Genomic DNA, 22,540 nt, shown 5'->3' on the forward strand with positions numbered 1-22,540 from the left:
AACTCCGTTTGAAATCGGCCGATGCTGGAACGAGCGGATTACGCCGACGTTAAACACAGGCAATGCCCGCGCCTGAACGTTCAACCCAGCCACCCCAGCGTCAGCAGGGCCAGCACGCCGTAACGTGCACCTTTGGCCAGGGTGACGATCAACAGAAAGCGCCCTAGCGGTTCGCGCATCACGCCGGCAATCAGCGTCAGGGGGTCGCCAATGATCGGCAACCAGCTCAGCAGCAACGACCAGTGACCGTAGCGCTCATAGTGTTTGCGCGCCCTCGCCATGTGCGCGGCGCTGACCGGAAACCAGCGCCGATCCTGAAAGCGCTCGATCCCGCGCCCCAGCCACCAGTTGACCAGCGAGCCGAGTACGTTGCCCAGCGTCGCCACCGCCAGCAGCCCCCACAGCCAATAACGCTCGCTGACGATCAGGCCGACCAGTAACGCCTCGGATTGCAGCGGCAACAAGGTCGCCGCGCCGAAAGCGGCGAGAAACAGGCCGCCGTACGCCGTGATGATCAATGGGCCGGGTAATCCGCCACGACCACTTCAGCCCCGTCTTTCTTCAGGCCGATAACCTGATAAGCATCACTCATGCCGTCCATTTCCATGCCCGGCGAGCCCATTGGCATGCCCGGTGCGGCGACGCCGAGCAGATCGTCACGCTTGCTCAGGGCCAGAACCTGTTCCGCGGGCACATGGCCTTCGACGAATTTGCCGTTGATGATCGCGGTGTGGCACGAGGCCAGACGCGGCGGTACGCCATGTTGCTGCTTGAAGCTGCTCATGTCGCTTTCGACGTGATCTTCGACTTTGAAGCCATTGGCTTCAAGGTGGCTGATCCATTTCTTGCAGCAGCCGCAATTGGCATCGCGATGGACTTCGATCGGAATCAGGTCGGCAGCCTGGGCCATTGCGGAGATGAACAGGGCGCTCAGGGCGAGCAGACGCAGGTGGGTTCGCATAACGGATTCTCGGCTCGGGTGACAATCGGAAAGCACGCATTTTGACCGGTTTTTGCCGCTGGGCATCAACGCAATGTTTCCAGTTGTTGCAAAACGCAGCACCAACCTGTGGGAGCGAGCCTGCTCGCGAATGCGGTAGTTCAAACACTGAAGCGGGGACTGAAAGATCGCTTTCGCGAGCAGGCTCGCTCCCACAAGGGTTATCTGTTGGGCAGAAAACCCTTGTGGTACGAGGGATCAGCGCACTTTGAAACGGCCCATGATCGCGCTCACCCGGCTGTTGGCTTCGAGCAACTGGTGAGTGTTGAGTTCGCTGGCTTTGCCACTCTGCACCAGCTCATCGACCATGTGGCGGATCTGCACCATGCTGCGGTTGATCTCTTCGGTCACGGCGCTTTGCTGCTCGGCGGCGGTGGCGATCTGGGTGCTGAGGCTGTTGATGTGGCTGACCGAGCCGGCCATTTCGTCCAGACCGGAGTTGACCCGTGCGGTCGCGTCGGCGGCGGACTGGCAACTGGCCTGGGTGTTTTCCATGGCGCTGACCGACGAGCTCACGCCCTGAGTCAGACGCGTCAACATCTCGTTGATTTCCGAGGTGCTGGCCTGGGTGCGCGCGGCGAGGGCACGCACTTCATCGGCAACCACGGCAAAACCACGGCCCTGTTCACCGGCGCGTGCTGCTTCGATGGCCGCGTTGAGCGCCAACAGGTTGGTCTGCCCGGCAATCGCGCCGATCACCCCGAGAATTTCGGTGATGCGCTGGGCGTCCTGCTGCATGTTTTCAACTTTGTGTGTAGCGCTGGCCACTTCATCGATCAACGCGACCACGCTGTTGGTCGCTTCGCCCACCACCACCCGCGAACGGTCGGCATTTTCATTGGCGCGCTGGGTAAACGCGGCGGTTTCGGCGGCGTTCTGCGCAACGCTTTCTGCCGTCGAACTCATTTCGGTGATGGCGGTAACGGTCTGATCGGTTTCCGAAGCATGACGCAACAGAATCTGGCTGGTCTGCGCCGAGGTGCGTTGCAGGTTATCCAGGCTGGAGGCCATGGCGCCGGTGGCCTGGGTGACTTCGCCGATCATGTTTTGCAAGTAGGCAATAAAGGTGTTCACCGAGTGACCGATGGCGCCGAGTTCATCTTCGGCGCGAATGGTGATGCGCCGGGTCAGGTCGGCATCGCCGCTGGACAGCAAATCGATGTTGGCTTTCAAGGCTTTCATGCGTTGCACCAACTGACGAATCGCGTAGACCTGCAACAGCACCAGCAGGATCACCAGCGGAATCTGCAACAGGCTCAAGGTGCTGAGGACGTCATCACGCTGGGCGGTGAGCATTTTCGTCGGCAGCGCCGTGGCGAGGAACCACGGCGTGCCTTCGATAGGACGCATGAAGAAAGTGCTGGCTTCACCGTTGTTATCGAATTCGATGCGCTGCGCCTGATCGCGGTTCTGCAACCCGGCTTTGACCTGGCTGGCGAAGGTCGACGTGCCGGCCAGTTCGCTGATGTTCTTCAGCACGATCGGGCCACTGATGCGCGAGCTGTTACTGATGACCTTGCCGTCGGCTTCAACAATCAGCATCTCAGCGTTAAGGTCTTTTTCCTTGCGCGCCACCAGGTCGTTAAAGAAGCCAAGGGTGACGTCAATGGTCGACACGCCCCACGCATTGCCGTTTTTCTGGATGGCCATGGCGCAGTTGGTGCGCGGCTCGGCGCTGGCGTCATCTTTATAGGCCGCCGCCCAGGCGCATTGACCGCGCGGAGTGGCCATGCCGCCCTTGTACCAGCTCTGGTCGTAGTAGTTGGGCGCCGCGTCGCTGTTCCAGAAGGTGTTGACGGCGAGTTTGCCCGAGGCGTCGCGGTGCCAGAACGTACTGTATTTGTTGCGCCCGGCTTCACGTTGCCCCGGCAGAGGCCAGATCCCGCCGCCGAATACTTTCAGCTCGCCGTACTGATCGACCAGACCTGGCAGCACTGCGTCGATGGCGGCGCTGTCGAGCAGCGGGATGGTCTGGGTGATGCTGCGCTGTTGCGCCTGCACTTTGTTCAACTCGCCCTGAATCTGCTCGGCGACTTCGGCGATGCGGTTGAGTACCACCTGTTCTTCGGTATGGCGCAGTTTCGGGGCGACCAGTTGGCTGATGCCAACCACGGTCAACACCGACAACAGCAGGATGAACAGAACCAGAAACAGCGTGTAGCGAGCCTGAATAGTGCGGAATGCGGGCATGGAGTCCGGTCCTTGAGCAGCGTTTCTTATTAGGGGCAGGGATAAAACAGTGCGGGTATCTCCAGCGTATCGTCGTGGTGCCCGGAAGCTTTAGGTACTCGCGTCCTAAAAAGCAGCAATACCGATGACCGGCCGGTATCGAGATCGATACACAGGTGTTGATCAGCGCGCGTCGATAAGCAAAAAAGTGATTTTCGTTACCTTGTCATGACAACTTTGGATCAGTGAACGCGGGCCATTGGGCTTTTGTATCGAGAATGTACAAGAATTGTAAAAAAGTGCAGAAATAGGTTGGTGCCATCAATTCGCCCGCCGATACTCGCGGCCATTATTGCCGTTCAACACGGATATTTTTTTGTTCATTTCACAGGGAGTCTTCTCATGACGATCGGTATTGTCGGCGGCTGGGAGAGCAAAGCAGGAGTTATGGTTCGTAACACCGGCGCGAAAAAACAAGTGGCCCAGAGCATCAAAGTGCAGCAGATGCTGACCAAGGTCGGTACCAATCCCACCGCGCTGAATACCGCTGAAATGGACAAGCAGGGCCTGCGCAAGGCCATCAAGGGCTTTGATCCTGCGAATGTTTCAGTAAAACAATTGGGAAATCTGAGCGAGATGCTGCGCAGCCGCGGCCTGATCTCCGAGATCACGTCGTTTACCTTGAAGAACGCCGGTGACAAGTTCGACCGTTTTGGCGTGACCAAAGATATCGATGCCAAATTCAACGCCCTGGAGTATTTCGCGACCCAGCTCGACGCCATTCAGAACAATGGCCTCAATGGCAACGCTTACGGCCAGAGTCTGATTCCCGAGTTCAAGAAAGCGATCTATGTCCTGCAGAACCTCAAGACATACGGTGAAGGCAACGCCGCGAAGCCGGTCGATGAAGGTGTCAAAGCCAAAGCTTGAGGCTGACCGTTTAGCCCGCTCAACGCTTGAACGGGCTGGTTGATGTGCAAGAACCCGGCAACGCCTCGCTTCAGCGTGCCGCGACGCGTTGTTGAGCCTGATCATGCAGTCGTTGCAGGTGTGGGCAGCGCAGCTCCAGCGATCGCGCGCGATAGCCCCGATGAAACAAAGCCAACCATCCAGCGCCCCGTTCATTCGGGGCAATCCCGGTGAAGACGAAGCCCATTGCCGACAGGCTATCCACGGCATTGGCGAAGCCTGTTGCCAGTCTTAGCCTGATCGAGATCATCCAGTGTTCGGGCAGTCGTCGTAGCTGTTGAAGCAAGCCGGCGTCGAGTTTTTTCAGCACCACGTCATAACGCCCTGAGCATTGTTCAACCTGCATCGGTTCTCCCACCCAACGCGCTTCTTTGTCTTGTGTTCCGTATACGCCGCACAAATGCGCCATGAAATCGTGACAGCTTTGCGGCCAGAACAATGCCGGGAGCGGGCGGCGATAGCCTTCGACAGGGGTGTAGCCGATGACGATGGACTCCGGCAGTGGCTCGCCAAACGGTGAGGGGACGTAGTCGAGCAACAACCCGGTGCTGCAAAAACCGAGTCGGTCAGCCATGCGTTGGGTGTAGAGATGCTGTGTCACCTGTTTGATGGTCACGCCGTGACAACCGAGTGCCTGGGCATGGATCAACAGCCGCATGCCCAACTGCGTCGCGATGTTCTGCCCGCGTGTTGACGGATGGACCACGCTCAACGCCAGTTCCGCCGTAGGCGATCCCGCGTTTCTGCACAACGTGGCGTGGCCGAGGATTTTTTTCCCGGATTCCGCCACCAGCGAATGCCAGCGACCCTCGCCATGGTTCTGATTGATCATCAACGGCAAATACACGTGCGGCTGCACGTAGTGGTCACCATAGATTTCCCGAAACAGATGGCTGATCGCCCTGGCGTCGGATCGGCGATAACTGCGCAGCGTCAAGTTGTCCATGGACGTTGCTCCGGTCCGGGCGTGGCGTAGACACGCAGATCGACGACGCGTTGGCGCTTGCCGGAACGCGGATGGCGAGCGAGTTCATCGGGTGTGCAATGGGTAATCTGCAACTCGATCAAGCGCTCAGCGCAGAGTTGCATGATCAGCGGGTATTGCTCGATCAGTGCACGCTGCAAGGTCGTGTTGGCGTCAGCGGTCTCGGCCGTCAGCGCGTTGGGTAGCCATTTCAGGCACACGATATCGACGTTGGCCGATTGGCTGATGACCAGTTGCCAGTCGTCGCTGGCGGTGATGCGTGCGACGATTGCGGCAATGTCTTCGATCAACAGAGTCAGGCTGCTCACGCGCACCCGCTGACTGCTGGTGCTGCGGCCCATCAAGGCGAACTTGCGCATCGACGCAGTAGCCGGCTCTCGCCAGCAAGCGAGATCACCCACGGGGTAGCGGATCAGCGGCATCAGTCGGCGGGTGAGGTTGGTGATCAGCAGTCGTCCGGTTCGGTCGCATTCTTCGATCACTTCACCGGTGTGTTCATCGACGATTTCCAGCACGCTGTGGCTGGCCAGCATCCGGTGCTCGCCGAGTGCGCAATCGCGACTTGCGGCGCCGATGAAACCGGCATCGACACTGGCGTAACCGATCGAGGCAATCCGCGCGTTGGGAAACACCCGGTGCAACGCCTGCAATTGTCCGGTGAACAGGCTTTCGCCGCCGTAAAGGATTGTTTCCACTTCGGCCAGGGTTCGCGCCTGGCGCTCCAGCACGGCGGCGAACGCCAGCAATTGCGCGGGCACGCCGGCCAGCACATTGATCCGGTGTTGGCGGATCGAGTCGGCCAGCACCGCAGGGTCGACGTCGCCGGTAAACGGGTATTCGGTAACACCCGCCGGTTCGTGCGCCAGGGCGTCGTGGATAAAAATGAAACTGGCATACAGGTCGCCGACGAAAAACAGGTTCGCCACCCGGTCGCCGGGATTGAGTTGACCGGCGAGATGGCTGCCGAAGTCCCGCACAAGTGTCTGCCATTCTTCGCGGGTAAATACTGAAAGTTTACCGGCGCTGGTTGTTCCACCGGTCTTGAATACCAGGGCGCGTTCGACCGTTGAGGTCAGTACCGGCCATTGTTCCAGGTGCTCGCTACTTGCCCAGTATTGTTGTGGATCGATTACCGGAAGTTCATCCAGGGTATTTGTCTGCGGCGCGACGTTTTGCAAGTGTCTGGCGTAATACGCCGAATGTTCGCGGGCAAAAGCGAACAACTTGCCAAGTTCTGTTGTTGTATTCATGGTGTTCTCGTTAATTGTTTTGGCCATGGCTGACGATCGCTGTTAACGGCGCGAGTCGATTACGGGCGGAATCTTTCCGCTGTGTTTGTTTCTGTCGAAATGTTGCGGCTCGCAGGTTTGCGCCTGCACGGTGAGAAGCCCGGTGCGCACGAGTGTCGCCAGCGTCGCGTATCCCTCGAGTCGGCAGAGAATGTCTGCGGGTTCGCCAGGGCTGTGAATCAGCAGGCGCTCAAGGCCATCGGGTGCGTGATCGAGGTGTAACTGAAACGGCGCCAGCAGGTGCCGGGCGAGTTCGTTCAGACAAATGAAGTCGCTGCCGATGCGCAGCAGTCGGCCGTGTCGTTGCAGCAATTCGAAACGTGGCGAACTCAGCCCGCACGGGCAGTCGCCGGGCAGCCAGCGGCCGGTGTCGCCGACTTCATAGCGCTGCACCTGTTGGCCTTCACGTGCTTTGGAGGTGAACAGCAAACGGCCGACTTCAGCGCCAACGACCGGCTTGTCCTGCTCCAGTGCGACGATTTCCAGCTGCTGGATAGCGTCCATCAAATGGAACACACCGTCGCCAGTGGCGGCGCAGGCATGCCCGAATGGCCCCGCATCGACACTGCCGTACACCGCTGAGCGGATACTGGCGACGCCGCAGCGATGCAGTAATTCGCGGCACTGATCGCTGATGTGCTCTCCGCCGAGGAAAACCTTTTCAATCACCCCATAACGACTCAGGCGCGGCCCCTCGTTGAGGAACAGTCGATGCAGGGTGCTGGGCATGCCGATCAGCACGGTCACGCGCTGCTCAATGATCACTTGCGCAATATCACGGTAATCATCGTCGGCCGGCGCGCCCATGGGCAGGTGCGTCGCACCGAGCAATTCCAGGACTTTGGCAAAACTGAAGAAACCGCCGTACAAGCCGCCACTGAAGAACAGGTTCATCACCTTGTCGCGGCGCGGATCAAGGCCCGCCGCGAACAACCCATCGGCCGTCGCGCGCATTTGCCGTTGAAAATCGCGGTAACTGAAGCCCGACAGCGCCGGTGTGCCGCCGCTGCCGCCGGAGCGGAAAAACAGCTGCGCCGCCGCTGTCGTCGGTCGCGTGATAAACGCTGCTTTGTCGGTGATCGGCAGACCTGTCAGTGTCAGTGCGCAAGGTGGCTGGTCGAGGTTCATGTGGGTGGGCAACTGCGTTGGCGCGAGGCTGACCGACACGCGGCGGCTCAGGCGTTGCAGTGCGTAAACGCCGTCGTGGGGCTCGCCGTCGTAGCCGTCGTGGATCGCGTTGATCGGCGTAATTCGGCTGACGCCCGCTGCAATCAATGTGCGTGCGAGCTCATTGATCTGCGCTTCACCGCAGACCAGCGCGCAACTCTGTAACACGTTGCGCCAAGGCAGCAGTGTTTGCGTCAGTCGCGCCCGTGGCAGTGGTTTGAGCAGCAACGTGCGAAACAGCGGCGAAGGCGCCAGCGACTGATCATGGCTCCAGATCACCCGCCAGCCCGGCGCGCGCCAGACCTGCCCGGTGTTACCGGAAAAGCTCTGGCCCAGACGCGCCATCAGGGTGTGGCTGGTGATCTCGCTGGCTTCCTGAACCGTCGGAGTCAGCGCCGGCCATTGCCCGACGCGACGCTCGAATGCCTCGGCCAGTGCGCTGCCGATGCCTTGCACAACGGCGGGATCGTCGCTGTCGACCAGCAACCATTGCGGGCTGGAGCAAGCTTGTTGGTCCAGTCGGCAGATTTCATCGACAATCGCGTCCAGTGCTGGCGGCGAGGCCGCGTCTGGCGTCAGGTAGGCGAAACTGATGCGGTGCCCCCAGTCGATCCAGCGGCATCCGGGTGGCAACTGTTGGCGGATGGCTTGCAGCGCGGTTTCGCCTCCCCACGCCGATACGCCATTGGCCATTTTGCACAAGCGGCCGATCTGCTCCGTCGCTACGGGTAACACCGCGACGTAATAGCGGAGTTGACCGCTGGGGTCGCATTGCACCAATGCGTGCAGCAGGCGTGCGGTCAGGCCTTGGTCGCTGCGGCTGGGGCGTAGCCAGTTGAGGTTGCCGGCCAGCAGGCTTTCGAGCATGGCGCAGCAGGCCAACAGCGGCGCGTTGGCCGGGGTGACGTGAACCACCAGGCCCAAGGGACTCCAGCGTTCAAAGCGCGACTGCTGATAATCAACGCGCCGCAGTGAATCGGCCTGATCACCCAGTTCGCGTTCAAGTTTGGTTTGCAGGGCGTGAGGCTGACAGAAGTCAATCAGCGCCAGGCGTTGTTCGTCATCCAGCGGCAGTTCGGCGCTGTGCAGATGCTGCGCAAAGTTGCCCGCGGCGGTCAGAACAACGGCACTATCCAGCGGTGTGCTGAGGTGGTGCGGCAAGGTCTGATGCAGTTGCGCCAGTGCGTTGTCGAGGTCGATTTCGGCGCAAAGCTCTCCGTTGAGCAGGTACATGTCAGTGCCTCCCCAATAATTCGGAGGCGGCCATCGCGCAGCTCCTGCCGGCGGTGGTGCCCGCACGGCCATGCAGTTCGAACCAGTCGCTGGCGAGGCCGCAGCCGCAACTTGAGCCAGGGTGCAGCGTCGCCAGATCGCTCATCACCACCGCATGCGCCGGGCTGGACGAAATGTAGGGCGAGACGAATCCCAGCAAGCCTTGCTGGCCGTAGGGCTGGATGGAAAAATCCTGCGGATTGCGCACGTACGCCTTGGCGTAAACCGGCACATGAAAATGATGCCGGGCACATTCGATGTAGGGCACGGCGTGCTCGACCGCACCGTAACCGTCGCGGCAACGTGCGGTTTCGATGCCCAGTTGCCGGGCGATGCGTCCATACAATTGCTGTTTGGGGATTTCCTCGCTGGCCCGGGTTTTCCAGCCACCGCCAAAAAATGCCAGCGAACCTGCCGGCAGTTTCAGCTCGGGCACGCCTGTGGCCTGCATGTGTTGCAGGGTCTGCCAAAGGAACGCCGGGAAACCGAAAATGCGCACGGGCAGGCCTTCTTCGGCGAACGATTGCAGGGCCGTGATGACGCCGAACACATCGAATTGATGGCCGTCGCCGTTACTGCGTAACGCGTAGGCGACGCGGTTGACGGGAGCAAAGCGGCACAGGAACTGATCGGTATACGACGTTCCCAAGGTGATCGCACCTTGCGGTTCGTAGCTCAGCAGCAGGTAATTGCAAGGCGTATCTGGTGAGTACCAGCCGTAATGGCTGAAGATCCGCTCGACCATGAACTGAGCGCCCGCGAGGCTGCGCGGGTCATAGCGCATACGGCTTTTCTGGCCGCTGGTGCCGGACGATGTCAGTTCCAGGGCGCGCGCTCCGGTCGGACTGAGCAGCAATTGCTGTTTGAAGAAGTTCGCCAGAATCGGCGGCAGACGGGCCCAGTCATCAAGACTGTCCAGGTCCTGTTCGTCGAGGCCGTTGGCGTTCAGCCAATGGGCGTAGCCGGGGGTGTGCCGGCAATGAAACCGACTGATCTCGGTCATGGCCTGATCGAACAGGCCCACCGGCACGGAATCCGGGCAATAGGGGTGTGGCAACGCGCAAAGCGCATCGCTGGCGGGGAAGTGATGCATTCAATATTCCTTTACTGAGCAGAGGCGGAGTCGGGAGGGGTGCGTTGCAACAAACCCTGCAACAGAGGGAGACACATCAAGCCGCTGAAAGCGGCGCAAAGCGCGAAAAGCTCGAGCCTTGCGCCACCGCCGATGGCAGCAATCAGCAAGCCGCCGAGGCCCATCACGGCAATCGAAATCATCCCGACCAGTGCCGATACCAGACCTTTGCTGTCATCACTGGCAAACAGCGCCAACCGATACAGCGCGGCATTGCTCATACCCAATCCGACTGCGTACAACGCCAGACTGGCGACCACCGGACCGAGTCCGGCGCCAGCCAGTGCGCAGACGATCAGGGCCAGAAGCCCCAGGCAAAAAGGCCAGAGCGCCAAGCGGATCAGTTGCGGCAAGGCGTGAGTGATCAGCAACCGGTCAAGGATCAGATTGCCGACAATCACCGCAGAGAAAATCGGGATTTGCCAGACGCCATATTCAAGCGGCGTCAGCCCGAGCAACTCGATCAGCAGCAATGGCGCCAGGCCGATCCAGGCGATCAGCGGCAGGCTCATCAGCCCCAGCGCCAAACTGGCGGCGAGGAATCGGCAATTACCCAACAGGGCGCGGTAACGTCGGCAGGTTTGCTCCCAGGAAAAGCGCACGGCAGGTTGCATCTGTCCGTCTCGACGGGCGACGCCAACCGTTTCCGGCATCCATGCGAATAGCCCCAGCCAGACCATAGACGCGGCAAGGCCCAGGCCCAGAAACACTTCGCGCCACGACAGCCATTGCAACAGCAGAATGCCCAGCAGCGGCCCCATCAAGGGTGAAAGCAGGGCGATATTGCCGAGCAGAGCCATCAAACGCACCGCATCCGCTTCACAGAACACTTCCTGGAGGGCCGGATAACTGACCGCCACAACAAAACCCAGGCCCATGCCCTGCAGCAGTCGCAATAGATTGAAGGCTTCAATGCTTTCGGTGCTGTAGGCCCCCGCGCAGGCGACCGCAAATAACGCGCAGCCGATCAACAATACCCGCCTTCGACCCCATTGATCGGACAGCGGGCCAATCAGCCATTGCAGGCAGACACCGCCAAGCAGATAGAGATTGAAAGCGTTCGGTACATGCCGCACATCGGCATCAAGTTCGGTGGTAACGCTTAACATCGCAGGCATGATCAAGTCGCTGGCCATATACGTCAGAAGTTCAAACGCGCTGATCACCAAACAAAATCCGAGCGCTTTTCGCGGCTGGATCTGTATAAGAGTTCTCTGCATAAACGTTCCTGTTAGTGAGTGAAAGGAAGTTGCCAGAGACTAGTTGCAGAGGTGCGCCCGGCCTATTGTTTTGCTGCGACATTAGATTTCAAATGCTTGCAACTTATTTAGTGATCGGGTTTTGCGCAGCGCACGAGTTAGAGCGATTTATAGAAGCATTTGGCAAAAACAGAAAAGCCCGCAACGGGGCGGGCTTTGTTTGAAGTTGATCGGACTTGTTGATTTCCTGCCACGGTCTGTTCATTGGCAAGCGGGCAGGGCGAACAATCCTGTTCTAGCGATGTTGGTAATAACCAGGGCCACCCTGGTAGTAACGGTGGTGATCGTCATGCCAGCCGCCGTGGGGGAAGATGATGCAGCCACTCAGGGTCAGCAGGGCAAGAACGGGAATCAGCCAGGTGATTCGACGCAGCATTTTGAAAATTCCTCATGGTTACGCCGTCATGAAGCCAAAACTCTTCATCGGCTGTAACATGAGACCCCGATTGCAGCGGCGCATCCCCGTAGAACGGTAAGTGCATGGCATGCAAACGGATACAAACCGGATACATTTCAAAGTTTCAGGAAGCCGCAATGACCCACAAGCAACGCTTGATTTATTCGATTCTGATCGCCGTGTCGGTCCTGGCCATCATGCTCGGCCTGTCCTGGCTGCAAAATGCCGGCATGATTTCGGAGAAGACGTTTCAGTTCGTCGCCATCGGTGTGGCGGTGATCGTGGTGGTGATCAACGGTGTGATGCGCCGTAAGGTCAAGCCTTGACGGCGATGGCTGCACGCTTCAATCGTGGTTGAGGACAGCTGCAGCCTGTGGATGCAGGCTGTAGCTCTTGTCGTCATTGAAGGTGATCACACCTTCGGCGCACAGGCGCTTGAGCACCTCACGCACACTGAGGAAGGACAGCGGAATATCGAGGTCGAGCAATTGGCTGTGGACACCGCGAACGCCCAGGCGCCGTTCGCTTTGTGCGGCGACCAGTAAGGCGTCGATGACTTTCAGACGAATCAGGCTGGTGCGCAGCCCGAAACTTTTCAGCAGCAAGCGGATGCGTTCGTTACCGTGACGCTCGACGCGTTGCCCGAAATCGCTCGCGTGAGGGCTCATGGAAACTCCTTTGGGTGCCTGGCTACCGTCCGTTGGTAGTTGCGAGTTGTACATGCGATTACTCCTTTTCAGAGTCTGATCGGGGTGGTTTTTTTGCGCTCTCTAGAACAAGACGTATCAGCACGACAAATCATGAAAGAAAAAATGTAGAAATTTTGTCGGGGATTTGTCTTTTCCTTGTGATTGGGGGTTGGCCTTGGCGGCCTTTGGGCCGACCAGGTTCTTTGGGTTTTGGGTGTATATCCGTTTTTTTGGGGGTTGCGGCTGGCGGTTTCGCTCTTACAGCGACTCACTTTTCCAGACGCCGAAAAGTAAGCAAAAGGCTGGGCCCCGGCGTTCGGCCCGCTCGCTGGGGCTCGGGGTTCCTTCGCTCCGGGATCGATCCGGGGGCAGCGCCTACGGTTTGCTTCGCTGCACCTCCTCTCGCTGTGTTTGGCTTCGCCAAACGGTCGCTGCGCTCCCACCCCCGGATCAATCCCTCCACTCAGCCTGCCGAAGGGGCCGGCACGGCAAGATCAAGAGCTGCAGCCGAGCTAACGCTCATCCTGTGGAGTGGTGAAGAGAGCGGGGTGGGTGCGGCTTTTGATTTGCTTCCGAATTTGAGTGCAGCTCGGTATTTCACGTCGGCGTAGCTCTCGCAATCACCTCGGTCAGTTCCCTCTCCCTCCGGGAGAGGGCCAGGGTGAGGGGCTTTTGATCTGCTTCTGGATTTGAGTTCGGCTCGGTATTTCATGTCGGTGTATTTCCCGCAATCACCTCGGTCAGTTCCCTCTCCCTCCGGGAGAGGGCCAGGGTGAGGGGCTTTTGATCTGCTTCTGGATTTGCGTTCGGCTCGGTATTTCACGTCGGCGTAGCTCTGGCAGTCACCTCGATCAGTTCCTTCTCCGGGAGAGGGCTAGGGTGAGGGGCTTTTGATCTGCTTCTGAATTTGCGTTCGGCTCGGTATTACACGTCGGCGTAGCTCTCGCAATCACCTCGATCAGTTCCCTCTCCCTCCGGGAGAGGGCCAGGGTGAGGGGCTTTTGATCTGCTTCTGGATTTGAGTTCGGCTCGGTATTTCACGTCGGCGTAACTCTGGCAATCACCTCGATCAGTTCCCTCTCCCTCCGGGAGAGGGCCAGGGTGAGGGGCTTTTGATCTGCTTCTGGATTTGAGTTCGGCTCGGTATTTCACGTCGTCATAGCTCTGGCAATCACCTCGGTCAGTTCCCTCTCCCTCCGGGAGAGGGCTAGGGTGAGGGGCTTTTGATTCTGCTTCGGGGATTGCGTGGAGAGCCTAAATTTTTTCCTCTGACTTCGTTTCTTGGACAGGCTCATTGCGCGTGGACGCGTGGGTGTTTCCAGAGCGGATCCGTGCCAGCGCCGGGTTCGCTCTTTGGCATGTCGATCAGGAGCGAGCGTGATAATTTCCAGACAGTTAACGGGACTGACCTTGGCCGGCGTGGCTTTCGGGCTGAGTTGTTCGGCCTATGCGTTCAGTCCGACCACGGATGTCAGCGCCGATATTCGCCGTACCGCTTTTGGTGTGCCGCATATTCGTGCGCAGGACGAGCGCGGGCTTGGTTTCGGCATCGGGTATGCCTATGCGCAGGACAACCTCTGTCTGCTGGCCAATGAGATCGTGACGGTCAATGGTCAACGTTCACGCTACTTCGGCCCGGACCAGTTCACCGTCGAGCAGCGTGAAAACCGTGTCAGCGATGTGTTCTTTACCTGGCTCAACACGCCGGAAGCGGTCAAGGCGTTCTGGCAGGCGCAACCTGCGCAGGTGCGTGATCTGGTCGAAGGCTATGCCGCGGGCTACAACCGCTATCTGGGCGAGCGCCGTCAGCAAGGCTTGCCGCCACAGTGTCAGGGCGAGTGGGTGCGTGAAATTGCACCGCAAGATCTGGTGAAGCTGACCCGCCGTCTGCTGGTCGAGGGTGGTGTCGGGCAGTTCGCCGAGGCGCTGGCCGGGGCTACGCCGCCGCAGGCGAATGCGGTGATCGAACACGATGTGCAGGCCTATCAGTTGGCCGATGCGCGTCAGCAACGCTTCGCTCTAGACCGTGGCAGTAACGCTGTCGCGGTGGGTAGCGAGCGCTCGTTCAACGGGCGTGGGATGCTGCTCGCCAACCCGCATTTCCCGTGGGTCGGTGGCATGCGCTTCTATCAAATGCATCTGACCATCCCCGGCAAGCTCGACGTCATGGGCGCTGCCTTGCCAGGCTTGCCGATGATCAATATCGGCTTCAATCAGCATCTGGCGTGGACGCACACGGTCGATTCGTCGAAACACTTCACCTTGTATCGTCTGCAACTCGATCCAAAGGATTCCACACGCTATATGCTCGATGGCCAATCCTTGCCGCTGAACAAGCAGACCGTGACCGTGCAGGTCAAACAGGCCGACGGCCAGGTGGTGCCGGTTTCGCGTGATGTCTACAGCTCGCAGTTTGGCCCGATCGTGCAGTGGCCGGGCAAGCTCGACTGGGATAATCAGTTCGCCTACAGCCTGCGCGATGCCAATATCGACAATGATCGCGTGCTGAACCAGTGGTACGCGATGAATCAGGCGTCCACGCTTCAGGAACTGCAGAATTCGGTACACAAGATTCAGGGCATTCCGTGGGTCAACACCCTGGCCGTGGATGACAAAGGCCAGACGCTGTACATGAACCTGTCAGTGGTGCCGAACGTCAATGCCGAGAAACTGGCCAAGTGCAGTGATCCGCGTATCGGCACGCAGATGATCGTGCTGGATGGCTCCAACAGCGCGTGCGCATGGGACATTGATCCGCAAGCGGCGCAGCAGGGTATTTATGCTTCCAGCCAATTGCCGCAATTGCTGCGCAAGGACTTCGTTCAGCACTCCAACGACTCGGCGTGGCTGGCCAACCCGGCGCAACCGCTGACCGGTTTCTCGCCGCTGATCAGTCAGGACGGCCAACCACTGGGCTTGCGCTCCCGGTTTGCTCTGGATCGCTTGAGCACGCTGAGTAAAAAAGGCCCGCTGGCAGTGAAGGATCTGCAGAAAATGGTGATGGACGATCAGGTGTACCTGGCGACTCAGGTGGTGCCGGATCTGTTGAAGTTCTGTGCTTCTGACCTCGGTGTCGATGCGCCAGCGCTGAAGCCGGTTTGCACCAGCCTCAAGGCATGGGATGGCCGCGCCAATCTTGATTCGGGTATGGGCCTGATGCATTTCCACAACATCATGCAGGCCTTGCAGGCTTCGCCGGATGTCTGGCGTGTCGCGTTCGATCCCAAAGATGCGCAACACACGCCGCGCGGTCTGGCGATCGAGCAGCCAACCGTGGCCAAGGCACTGCGTGAGGCCATGTTGGCATCGGTCGAGTCGAGCACAAAAATGGGCCTCAAGCCGCAGACCCGCTGGGGGGATATCCAGGTCGTCAGCAGCGGCGGGCAACAGACGCCAATTCACGGTGGGCCGGGCACGTTGGGCATCTACAACGCTATCCAGAGCGTGCCGCGTGAAGACGGCAAACTCGAAGTGGTCAGCGGCACCAGCTACCTGCAAGTCGTGACCTTCGACGAAAAGGGCCCGCACGCCCAAGGGCTGCTGGCGTTCTCGCTGTCGAGCGATCCGGCGTCGAAGTATTCGCGGGATCAGACCGAGGCGTTCTCGAAGAAACAGTGGAGTGTCCTGCCGTTTACCGAACAGCAGATTCAGGCTGACCCGCAGTATCAGGTGCAGACTGTGCGCCAGACTCTGGACAAAGCGGGGAAGGTCGCCGCTCAGTAATCCCGAGCGTCAATTGCGTTGAGCCAGAGGGCCGCATCCTGCAAGGGGTGCGGCCTTCAGCTTTTCGGCGGTTGTTGCGGTATCGAGTTGATCACCGGGTTACCTTCCTTGTTACGGGTGAGGTAGACCGGCAGCGCCTTGGGCAGGCTGTTCGCGAGATTGTTCAGCTCTTTGATGTTGTAGATGCCACCCACGCGAATCGTACCGGTGCTGTTGTCCGCCAGCTCCAATGGATTGCTCAGATAGCGGTTGATCAGTGGCAGCGCTTCGCTCAACGCGAGGTTATCCAGCACCAGTTTGCCATTGCGCCAGGCCAGCGAGGTGTCACCAGGGTAAGTCTGGCTGATCTGGGGCATGTAATCGCCCTGTTTGTAGCGCGCCTGCATCGACGGGCCGAGGCGCAAACCATCGCCCGGCAACGAACGATTGCTGGTGACCAGCACCGAACCTTCGATCAGGTTCACACGCACTTGGTCCTGATACATCCAGACATTGAAACGCGTCCCGGTGACGCGAATCCTGCCTTCGCCTGCGCGGACGACAAACGGGTGGGCCATGTCGTGGCTGACCGTAAAGAACGCTTCACCTTTTTTCAGGGTGACGCGGCGTTCGTCCTTGTAATTGCTGAAGGTCAGATCAGTGTTCAGGTTCAGTTCGAGTTGGCTGCCGTCACTCAGCGTGACCTGGCGGACAGTATCGGTAGCGGCGAAATGCTGATAGCTGTTGGGCAGCCAGCCCAGATTCCAGCCGGTGTACGCCGCCAGCGGCAGGGCGAGCGCACAGACGCCGGCCGCTACGACGAGTTGACGCCACGAGCGCGGTGCCTGACGGGCCGGCATGACCGGAACGGATTGCGGGCGTGGCAAATGTTCGGCCACCTCCCAGACTTCCAGCATGGCCTCGTACTCGAATGCATGCAGGGGATGAGCGTCGTGCCATTGCTTGAATGCGCGACGTTCTTCGTCCGTGCAGTCATCGGCGTGCACCCGCATGCACCAATGCGCGGCGGCATCGGTGATCGCATCGTATTCGGCTTCCGAGAGAGTGTCTTGGGTCATTGACTCGTCCTGATTTCGCCCATTCTAACCTTGTCGGGAAGTGACCGAGAACAACCGTCATGGCATTTACCCATCAAAGTGGAACTTATTTTTCCCTCAGACACCCAAAAAGCAGGACGACCAAGACCACTATCCACAAATGGAGAAAACAAATGATCAAGAAGACATTCGCAGCGTTGATCGCCACGGCCGGTTTGCTCAGTGCTGGCGCAGCGTTGGCCGATCGCCCCGGCGCTGGCTGGGTCACCATCGAAAAAGCCATCGAGATCGTCAAGACCAAGGCCGGTTACGTCGAAGTCTATGAGATCGAAGCCGACAACGACGGCTACTGGAAAGGTGAAGGACGCAAGGCTGACGGCGTGGTTTACGAGTTCCGCATCGACGGCGCATCGGGCACTATTTTGCGCGACCAGAAGGATTGATCACGCGGTAAATACTCAGTGTGTTCCTAAAAAATGCGCCGGCCTCAGACCGGCGCATTTTTTTCTCCCGTGGTCACGGTGACGCTTGCACGGAATCCGCCTGGCTTGAAGTCGGCGCCGGCAACGGTATCGGCGCCGTTGGCGGATCCAGTTGTCTGCCCATTTCGCTGATGAGTAAGGCGATCGAGTCGGCGTTGGCCATCAGCACTTCGATGCGCGCTTCATCAGCGAGCGGATTGCGAAAGGCTTTACGTGCCTCTGCAAGGTTTCTGGTTTTGGTCAGACTGAGGACTTTTTTGTAGACATCGGCCTGCTCCGGCAACTTATCCAGATCTACCCACAGCCCTTGCTCATTCCTGGTCGCGAATAAGTGTTCGGGCGCAGCGGAGCGTGACAAGGATTTACGATAACGGTCCAGACCCGTTTTGAGCTGTTGCCCGTCCGCGGTGGTGGTATCGATAAGGTCGGGGTATGGACTCATCGCCTCTACGGAGACGAAATCTTCGCTATCGGTGATCAGGTGCGACAGTTCGTGCAGCAGCGTGATCGCGCGAGCATGGGAATCAACATTGAACCTGGGCGGCAAAAAAGCGGTGTAGACATCCAGTTTCGGATTGAAAAAATGCTCGGTGAAGTGCACGACTTTTCGCCGGTCTTCCTTGAAGACAAAGGCAACCGTGTCATCGTCGTAGCGCGCATTGAGGCCAGCGAAAAAGCGCTCTGTGTAGAGCAAGTCATCCTTTGGATCCGTCAGTTCGCGGCAAATCGGCAGGATCACCTTCTCGATTTTCTTCAGCAGCATCGGCGTGATCTGTCGCACGTCGAAAAAATCTCTGAGGACCGTTTCCACACGAGTGCCCCCCAGGTTGTCGCGATGTTCGACGAAGTTATACAGGCAATACAACGCGTAGTTTCTTGCCCGGGTAACCGCTTGCTGAATCACGAAGGCTCTGGCGGGGTATCGGCGGTTGATCTCTGCCATCCCTCGCGCCTGGATCAGCATCAGAATTGAACAGTGCTGCTCCACTTTGGTTTGCAGAGCCAGGGGCCTCCTCGATCGACAGCGATGCACGGCCTGACTGGCGTGGGCAAGCACCAGTCGTGAGTTTTTCTGTTCAAGCGCCGGCCCTCGGCCCCCGTCTTTTCTGCGCAAGTACCAGGCTTTTTCAGCCTGGATCACCGGATAAACCTTGCCGGCAATCGCTGCGTATTTGTGCGTGCTGGATGAATCCCCGTAAACCAGTTTATTGCTATCAAGTGTGAGGCTGTCGAGTGCGGTGGTCGTTTCATAAGACTGCAAGTTCGCGCGCGAGGTGCTAACCGGTGGGACTTTTGACCAGCGAGCGGCGGTTTTTTCCGTGGTGTTCGCGCCGGTTTCGGCAACCTTTGCTCCAGTGGCCTGCGTCTCGGAGGCAAATTCAGCTGTTTGCGCCTCTGCCTCTGTTTCCCAGGACAGCCGACCCAGACTAAACAGAGATAACGCCCCGGCGATAAAGCCTTTCAGAGCGTTGGCCCAATGATGATCCTGAAGATCTTCGGCGGACTCCTTGAACTCGTTGTAGCTTTTCCAGAGAAAAAACAACGAGGCGATTTTCCCCGACAAGAGATGGGGAACCAGGCGCACACCGTGACTGAACAGAGACTTCGCGGTTTCCCAATCGGCTTGTGCGTTGATCTGCGGCTGGCACGCGAGCAGTTGCGGTAGAAGGCTGAGCGTGTCCTTGTGCAAATGCTCCAGCAGATTGCCGGTGATGGGCGTGCGGTGAAGTTTGATTTCACTGGTCTTGCCAATCGTCGTGTTCAGCAGATTCTTGAAGACGGCTTGTTGCCCGGAAGGCAGGCGCCGGATGATCAGATCCTGAAAATGCCCCGGTGTATTCAAGGCCTCGATCAATTGCGCTTCGTCCTCGAATTCACGAAATACGAACCGCGAGTAGGGTGCGTAGAGCACGCGTGGCCCTGTATGTCCCGCCCCGGGGCCAATGACATAAAGTCCGAGGGCGTCGACGAAATCGCTACCGGGGGTCTTGATCAATGACAGCGGGAAAGCACTGGCGTGAGCACCCTCTACGGTGGCGCGCGCTACCCCGTCGGGCATGTCCAGAACCTGGCAAACGTAGTCGAAACCGCTTTGCGACAACTGTTGTTGCAACTTCAAGGCGTGCGCGTGCTGCATCAACTGCCAGGGCAACTGACGAAGGAAACGTGCTTTGCTGGTGCGTGCCGGCTCAGTGTCGGATGAGAGCGCCGCGGTGACTTTCCGGGTGTAGGCGGTGGTGATGTCGAGGGATTGCAGCAGTTGCTGAACCGCAGACTGATTGAGCGTTGCTGGCAAAGCGCTGGCGATGGTCGAGGCGACCTTGAACCCGGTGTTCTGCACGATGTTGTAGTGATGCAAGGCAAAATCGAGCAGGTTGCAGGGCGGGCCTGCCAGCGTGAGATTCGGGGTGATCTGGATCTGCTGTGGTTTGAGATCGGTGCCAGGGAATCGGGCGTCGAGCAGTGTTTTCAGCGTCTGCTCCACATGGCTGGCTAACGCGGGGACGTCGTGGAGAAAATCCTTGCCATCGATAACGCTGCGCCGCACTTCATCCAGCAGTGCCAGTTGTGTGCGTTGTTCCGTGACCGGCGCCATGCGTAACCAGTCAGGGAAATCCTGCTGGCGGACGAAAGCCCGGGCCAGGTCGATGGCCCGGCGCAAGTTGGTATCGATGGCGGTGTTTGTTATTCGAGTAAGGAAACTGGCGAGTACATCCTTGTCCGTGATGCAAACGCGTAACGCCCCACAATGGGCCAGGAAGTGTTCAATGGCCGATTGCACGCGATCGTTCAACACGTTGCCTTCAATCAACTGGAACGGGCCCAGTGTGTATTGTTGATCCAGCTGATAGTGCGCCGTTGACAGATTTTCCAGCAGTGTCTGAGACTGGTTATTGTCGTCCAGGCGCTGTTGCAGTTGCTTCTGCGCGATGGCGATGTCGTCGAACGATTCCAGACCCATGGCCGGCGTCCACAGGATCGCACGCCCGGAATGCTCGACGTCCATGCCTCCGCGCTCGGTCAACAGTACGCAATGCGCAAGCGACAGTGCATCGGCTTTGCCTGCGCAGGTAACGCTGAGCGACCAGGCATCCGGCCGGAAGCCATTGAGCGACTGACGATCCCTGCGTTTGGCGTGTTTTGCATCGAACACCGCGTCGACAATCTTTCGTTCGGCCGTCAGCCAGGAACCGCTGAGATTCCTTATGTGTGCCTCAGCGCGCACGCCATCCTCAAAGGCCTGTGCCAGTTTCCATCGAATACCTTCGAGAAACACGCGTTGTTCGGCGTTGCTGGTGGTCGGCTGATCCTTGAAGTGACTGCCAAGATTCTCCTCGGCGCGTTCAAGCTGTATCGCCAGTTGCCTGGCCTTGTCGGTCTGCACCCGTGACGACAGCGGTGCACTGGAAAACAACGGTCGGGTACTCCAGCGCTCGTTGACGTCGAGCTTGAGCAGACGCTCATGAATCATCGAACGGATATCCAGCGCTTTGTCGAAAAGCGCATGGATGTCGGTGGTGCGTTCACTCTGGCGGAAGAGCTGCAAGACGAATTCAATGTTTTGCCGTTGTTTGGTGAGGATTGCTTCAAACAGCGTGCTGATGATGTCGCCGCCGATGTTTTCCCCGGACACTTGCGCGTGGGCAAATCCCAGATAGCGATTGCGCTCCTCCAGGTTCATCAGTCCGTACAGCTCGTCTTCATGGCCGGCGGCATTGAGTTTGGCGGTCAGCGTCTGTTTGAGATCGGCGTAGTTGGTGAGGACTTGCAAGCCTTGGGTAGGGGTGTAGAGATAAGCCTTGTCATGGTTGATCATCAGCGACCCGGCCAGTTCGATGTAGGCGGTGTCCTCGCGCAAGCACACGGTTTCGAAGTTGGGCCGCCGGGACGCCACATTCGGTTCGCGGATCACGCTGTGCATGGCGTCGAATTCAGTGGCAGACAGGATTTCCGCTTCGCGCTTGAGCATCAGATCTGCACGCATTTGATCCTTTAACGCCTGGCTGAAGTACGTGCGCCTGGGCGAGCCCTCGAATGCAGCGGCATTCCAGTAGGCCTCCAGCTGTCGAAACAGCAGCATGGTCAGTCGTTCCGATGCGGACTTGATCGCATCGGCCCAGGCGGTCTGGTCAGCCGCCTGGCTTGCGCGGGCCGGGTGGGAGAATTCCACGGTGTGGCCGCGCGGCCAGCCCTGACGGCGAAAGTGCAGCAGCAGCGCTTCACTCAATGACAGCGAACTGACCCATTGCCTCATCTCCGCGTGCAACGGGGCGCTGTCGAGGTAAAAACCGACGCGGGTGCGCGACTGCGGTAAATCGGCAAAATGCGGTTCGAGCAGTTCGTCGAGAATGTTCTCCAGCAAGGTGGCGAGCGACGGCAGACGTTTCAGCTCATCCAGCACATCGCGGGCGCAGGTGTCCTGAGACTGGCTGATCGCCGCTTTTTGATCGTCAAACACATCACCTTCGATGGTTTCGCGGGTGAGGGTGATGCCGCGTTTCTCTACCAGTTCCTTGCGCAGCAAGACACTGAGAAAGGCCAACAGATCATCGGTTTCTCCAGCGTTATCGAGGCGTGTTTGCAGCGCGTCCATCAGCGTCTGGTAATCGCTGTATTTTTTCAGACCGTCGTAAGGTGTGTACAAAAACACGCCATGGTCATCCGGCCCGGTGCCGAGAATAAAACTGCCGGGCAGGGGGATGGCGAGTTGCTTGTCGGCGTTTAGCAGAATGCGTTCGGCCAGCATGGGTGGGGTTTGTTCGCTGCGCAGGGCGTGGGTCGCCAGTTGCACATGCGCGAGCCAGCTGAAATCTTTGCTGTTGAGGCCGTGGGTCGGACCCAGGCTGGCATGCCGGCCCGGGGATTTGAGTATCTCGGGGAATAGCAGGAGGCTGGACATCATTGGAACTCTGAACGGGGCGCCTTGGGCGGGGAGTTCAAGAGTAGGTACGCAAGTCGCTGTGCAGGCG

15 protein-coding genes and 2 pseudogenes are annotated in these 22,540 nt (G+C 58.9%); 4 read left to right on the forward strand and 13 right to left on the reverse strand.

All coding sequences use genetic code 11. The features are described from left to right. Window positions 1-80 precede the first annotated feature (80 nt). From CLU80_RS27890 to CLU80_RS30750, 4 genes and pseudogenes are all read right to left on the reverse strand, one after another. Window positions 81-515: a YqaA family protein gene (locus CLU80_RS27890; protein WP_177413082.1), complete on the reverse strand. Its 435-nt coding sequence runs from the start codon at window positions 513-515 to the stop codon at window positions 81-83. Continuing rightward, window positions 515-961: a DUF411 domain-containing protein gene (locus CLU80_RS27895; protein ID WP_099759057.1), complete on the reverse strand. Its 447-nt coding sequence runs from the start codon at window positions 959-961 to the stop codon at window positions 515-517. Before CLU80_RS27895 ends, CLU80_RS27890 begins: the two co-directional genes overlap by 1 nt. A gap of 237 nt (window positions 962-1,198) precedes the next feature. Further along, window positions 1,199-1,726, reverse strand: a pseudogene (locus tag CLU80_RS30745) (methyl-accepting chemotaxis protein); the annotation flags it as partial. Window positions 1,727-2,059: 333 nt separating this feature from the next. Further along, window positions 2,060-3,190 (reverse strand): annotated as a pseudogene (locus CLU80_RS30750) (HAMP domain-containing protein); the annotation flags it as partial. Between the two features lie 381 nt (window positions 3,191-3,571). Between CLU80_RS30750 and CLU80_RS27905 the strand changes: the two are divergent. Next, a complete protein-coding gene (locus tag CLU80_RS27905; RefSeq protein ID WP_093432901.1) occupies window positions 3,572-4,099 on the forward strand; it encodes a hypothetical protein in 528 nt (175 codons plus the stop codon). Between the two features lie 70 nt (window positions 4,100-4,169). Here the strand turns inward: CLU80_RS27905 and CLU80_RS27910 are convergent, their stop codons facing one another. The 6 genes from CLU80_RS27910 to CLU80_RS30450 all read right to left on the reverse strand — a co-directional run bounded on the left by CLU80_RS27910 (window position 4,170) and on the right by CLU80_RS30450 (window position 11,618). Continuing rightward, complete coding sequence (locus tag CLU80_RS27910) at window positions 4,170-5,084, reverse strand: GNAT family N-acetyltransferase (protein ID WP_099759059.1); 915 nt, start codon at window positions 5,082-5,084, stop codon at window positions 4,170-4,172. Further along, window positions 5,072-6,373, reverse strand: a complete 1,302-nt coding sequence (locus CLU80_RS27915; protein WP_099759060.1) for a phenylacetate--CoA ligase family protein — start codon at window positions 6,371-6,373, stop codon at window positions 5,072-5,074. The genes CLU80_RS27910 and CLU80_RS27915 overlap by 13 nt, the downstream gene beginning before the upstream one ends. A 42-nt stretch (window positions 6,374-6,415) precedes the next feature. Beyond that, complete coding sequence (locus CLU80_RS27920) at window positions 6,416-8,812, reverse strand: acyl-CoA reductase (protein ID WP_099759061.1); 2,397 nt, start codon at window positions 8,810-8,812, stop codon at window positions 6,416-6,418. 1 nt (window position 8,813) lies between these two features. After that, window positions 8,814-9,944: a LuxE/PaaK family acyltransferase gene (locus CLU80_RS27925; RefSeq protein WP_099759062.1), complete on the reverse strand. Its 1,131-nt coding sequence runs from the start codon at window positions 9,942-9,944 to the stop codon at window positions 8,814-8,816. Window positions 9,945-9,955: 11 nt separating this feature from the next. Next, window positions 9,956-11,203, reverse strand: a complete 1,248-nt coding sequence (locus CLU80_RS27930) for an MdfA family multidrug efflux MFS transporter (protein WP_099759063.1) — start codon at window positions 11,201-11,203, stop codon at window positions 9,956-9,958. A gap of 274 nt (window positions 11,204-11,477) precedes the next feature. Then, a complete protein-coding gene (locus CLU80_RS30450; protein WP_007918111.1) occupies window positions 11,478-11,618 on the reverse strand; it encodes a hypothetical protein in 141 nt (46 codons plus the stop codon). Window positions 11,619-11,776: 158 nt separating this feature from the next. Between CLU80_RS30450 and CLU80_RS27935 the strand changes: the two genes are divergently transcribed. After that, window positions 11,777-11,965: a hypothetical protein gene (locus tag CLU80_RS27935; protein WP_038363103.1), complete on the forward strand. Its 189-nt coding sequence runs from the start codon at window positions 11,777-11,779 to the stop codon at window positions 11,963-11,965. 18 nt (window positions 11,966-11,983) lie between these two features. Here CLU80_RS27935 and CLU80_RS27940 read toward each other — a convergent pair whose 3' ends face one another. Further along, window positions 11,984-12,361 carry a fe2+ zn2+ uptake regulation protein gene (locus CLU80_RS27940; RefSeq protein ID WP_093432884.1) on the reverse strand — a complete coding sequence of 126 codons (378 nt, stop codon included), beginning with the start codon at window positions 12,359-12,361 and terminating at the stop codon, window positions 11,984-11,986. A 1,344-nt stretch (window positions 12,362-13,705) separates the two neighbouring features. Between CLU80_RS27940 and pvdQ the strand changes: the two genes are divergently transcribed. Next, window positions 13,706-16,051 carry a bifunctional acylase PvdQ gene (gene pvdQ, locus CLU80_RS27945; protein ID WP_099759064.1) on the forward strand — a complete coding sequence of 782 codons (2,346 nt, stop codon included), beginning with the start codon at window positions 13,706-13,708 and terminating at the stop codon, window positions 16,049-16,051. 56 nt (window positions 16,052-16,107) lie between these two features. Here pvdQ and CLU80_RS27950 read toward each other — a convergent pair whose 3' ends face one another. Beyond that, on the reverse strand, window positions 16,108-17,109 hold the full coding sequence (locus CLU80_RS27950) for a FecR family protein (protein WP_099759065.1): 1,002 nt from the start codon (window positions 17,107-17,109) through the stop codon (window positions 16,108-16,110). Between the two features lie 152 nt (window positions 17,110-17,261). Between CLU80_RS27950 and CLU80_RS27955 the strand changes: the two genes are divergently transcribed. Then, the gene (locus CLU80_RS27955; RefSeq protein WP_099759066.1) at window positions 17,262-17,531 is read left to right on the forward strand and encodes a PepSY domain-containing protein; all 270 of its coding nucleotides are present in this window, start codon (window positions 17,262-17,264) and stop codon (window positions 17,529-17,531) included. A 73-nt stretch (window positions 17,532-17,604) separates the two neighbouring features. Here CLU80_RS27955 and CLU80_RS27960 read toward each other — a convergent pair whose 3' ends face one another. Beyond that, window positions 17,605-22,470, reverse strand: coding sequence for a dermonecrotic toxin domain-containing protein (locus tag CLU80_RS27960; protein WP_099759422.1), 4,866 nt, complete (start codon window positions 22,468-22,470; stop codon window positions 17,605-17,607). Window positions 22,471-22,540 lie beyond the last annotated feature (70 nt).

It is taken from the genome of Pseudomonas sp. 29 (genome assembly GCF_002754355.1).
Lineage (GTDB): Bacteria > Pseudomonadota > Gammaproteobacteria > Pseudomonadales > Pseudomonadaceae > Aquipseudomonas > Aquipseudomonas neuropathica.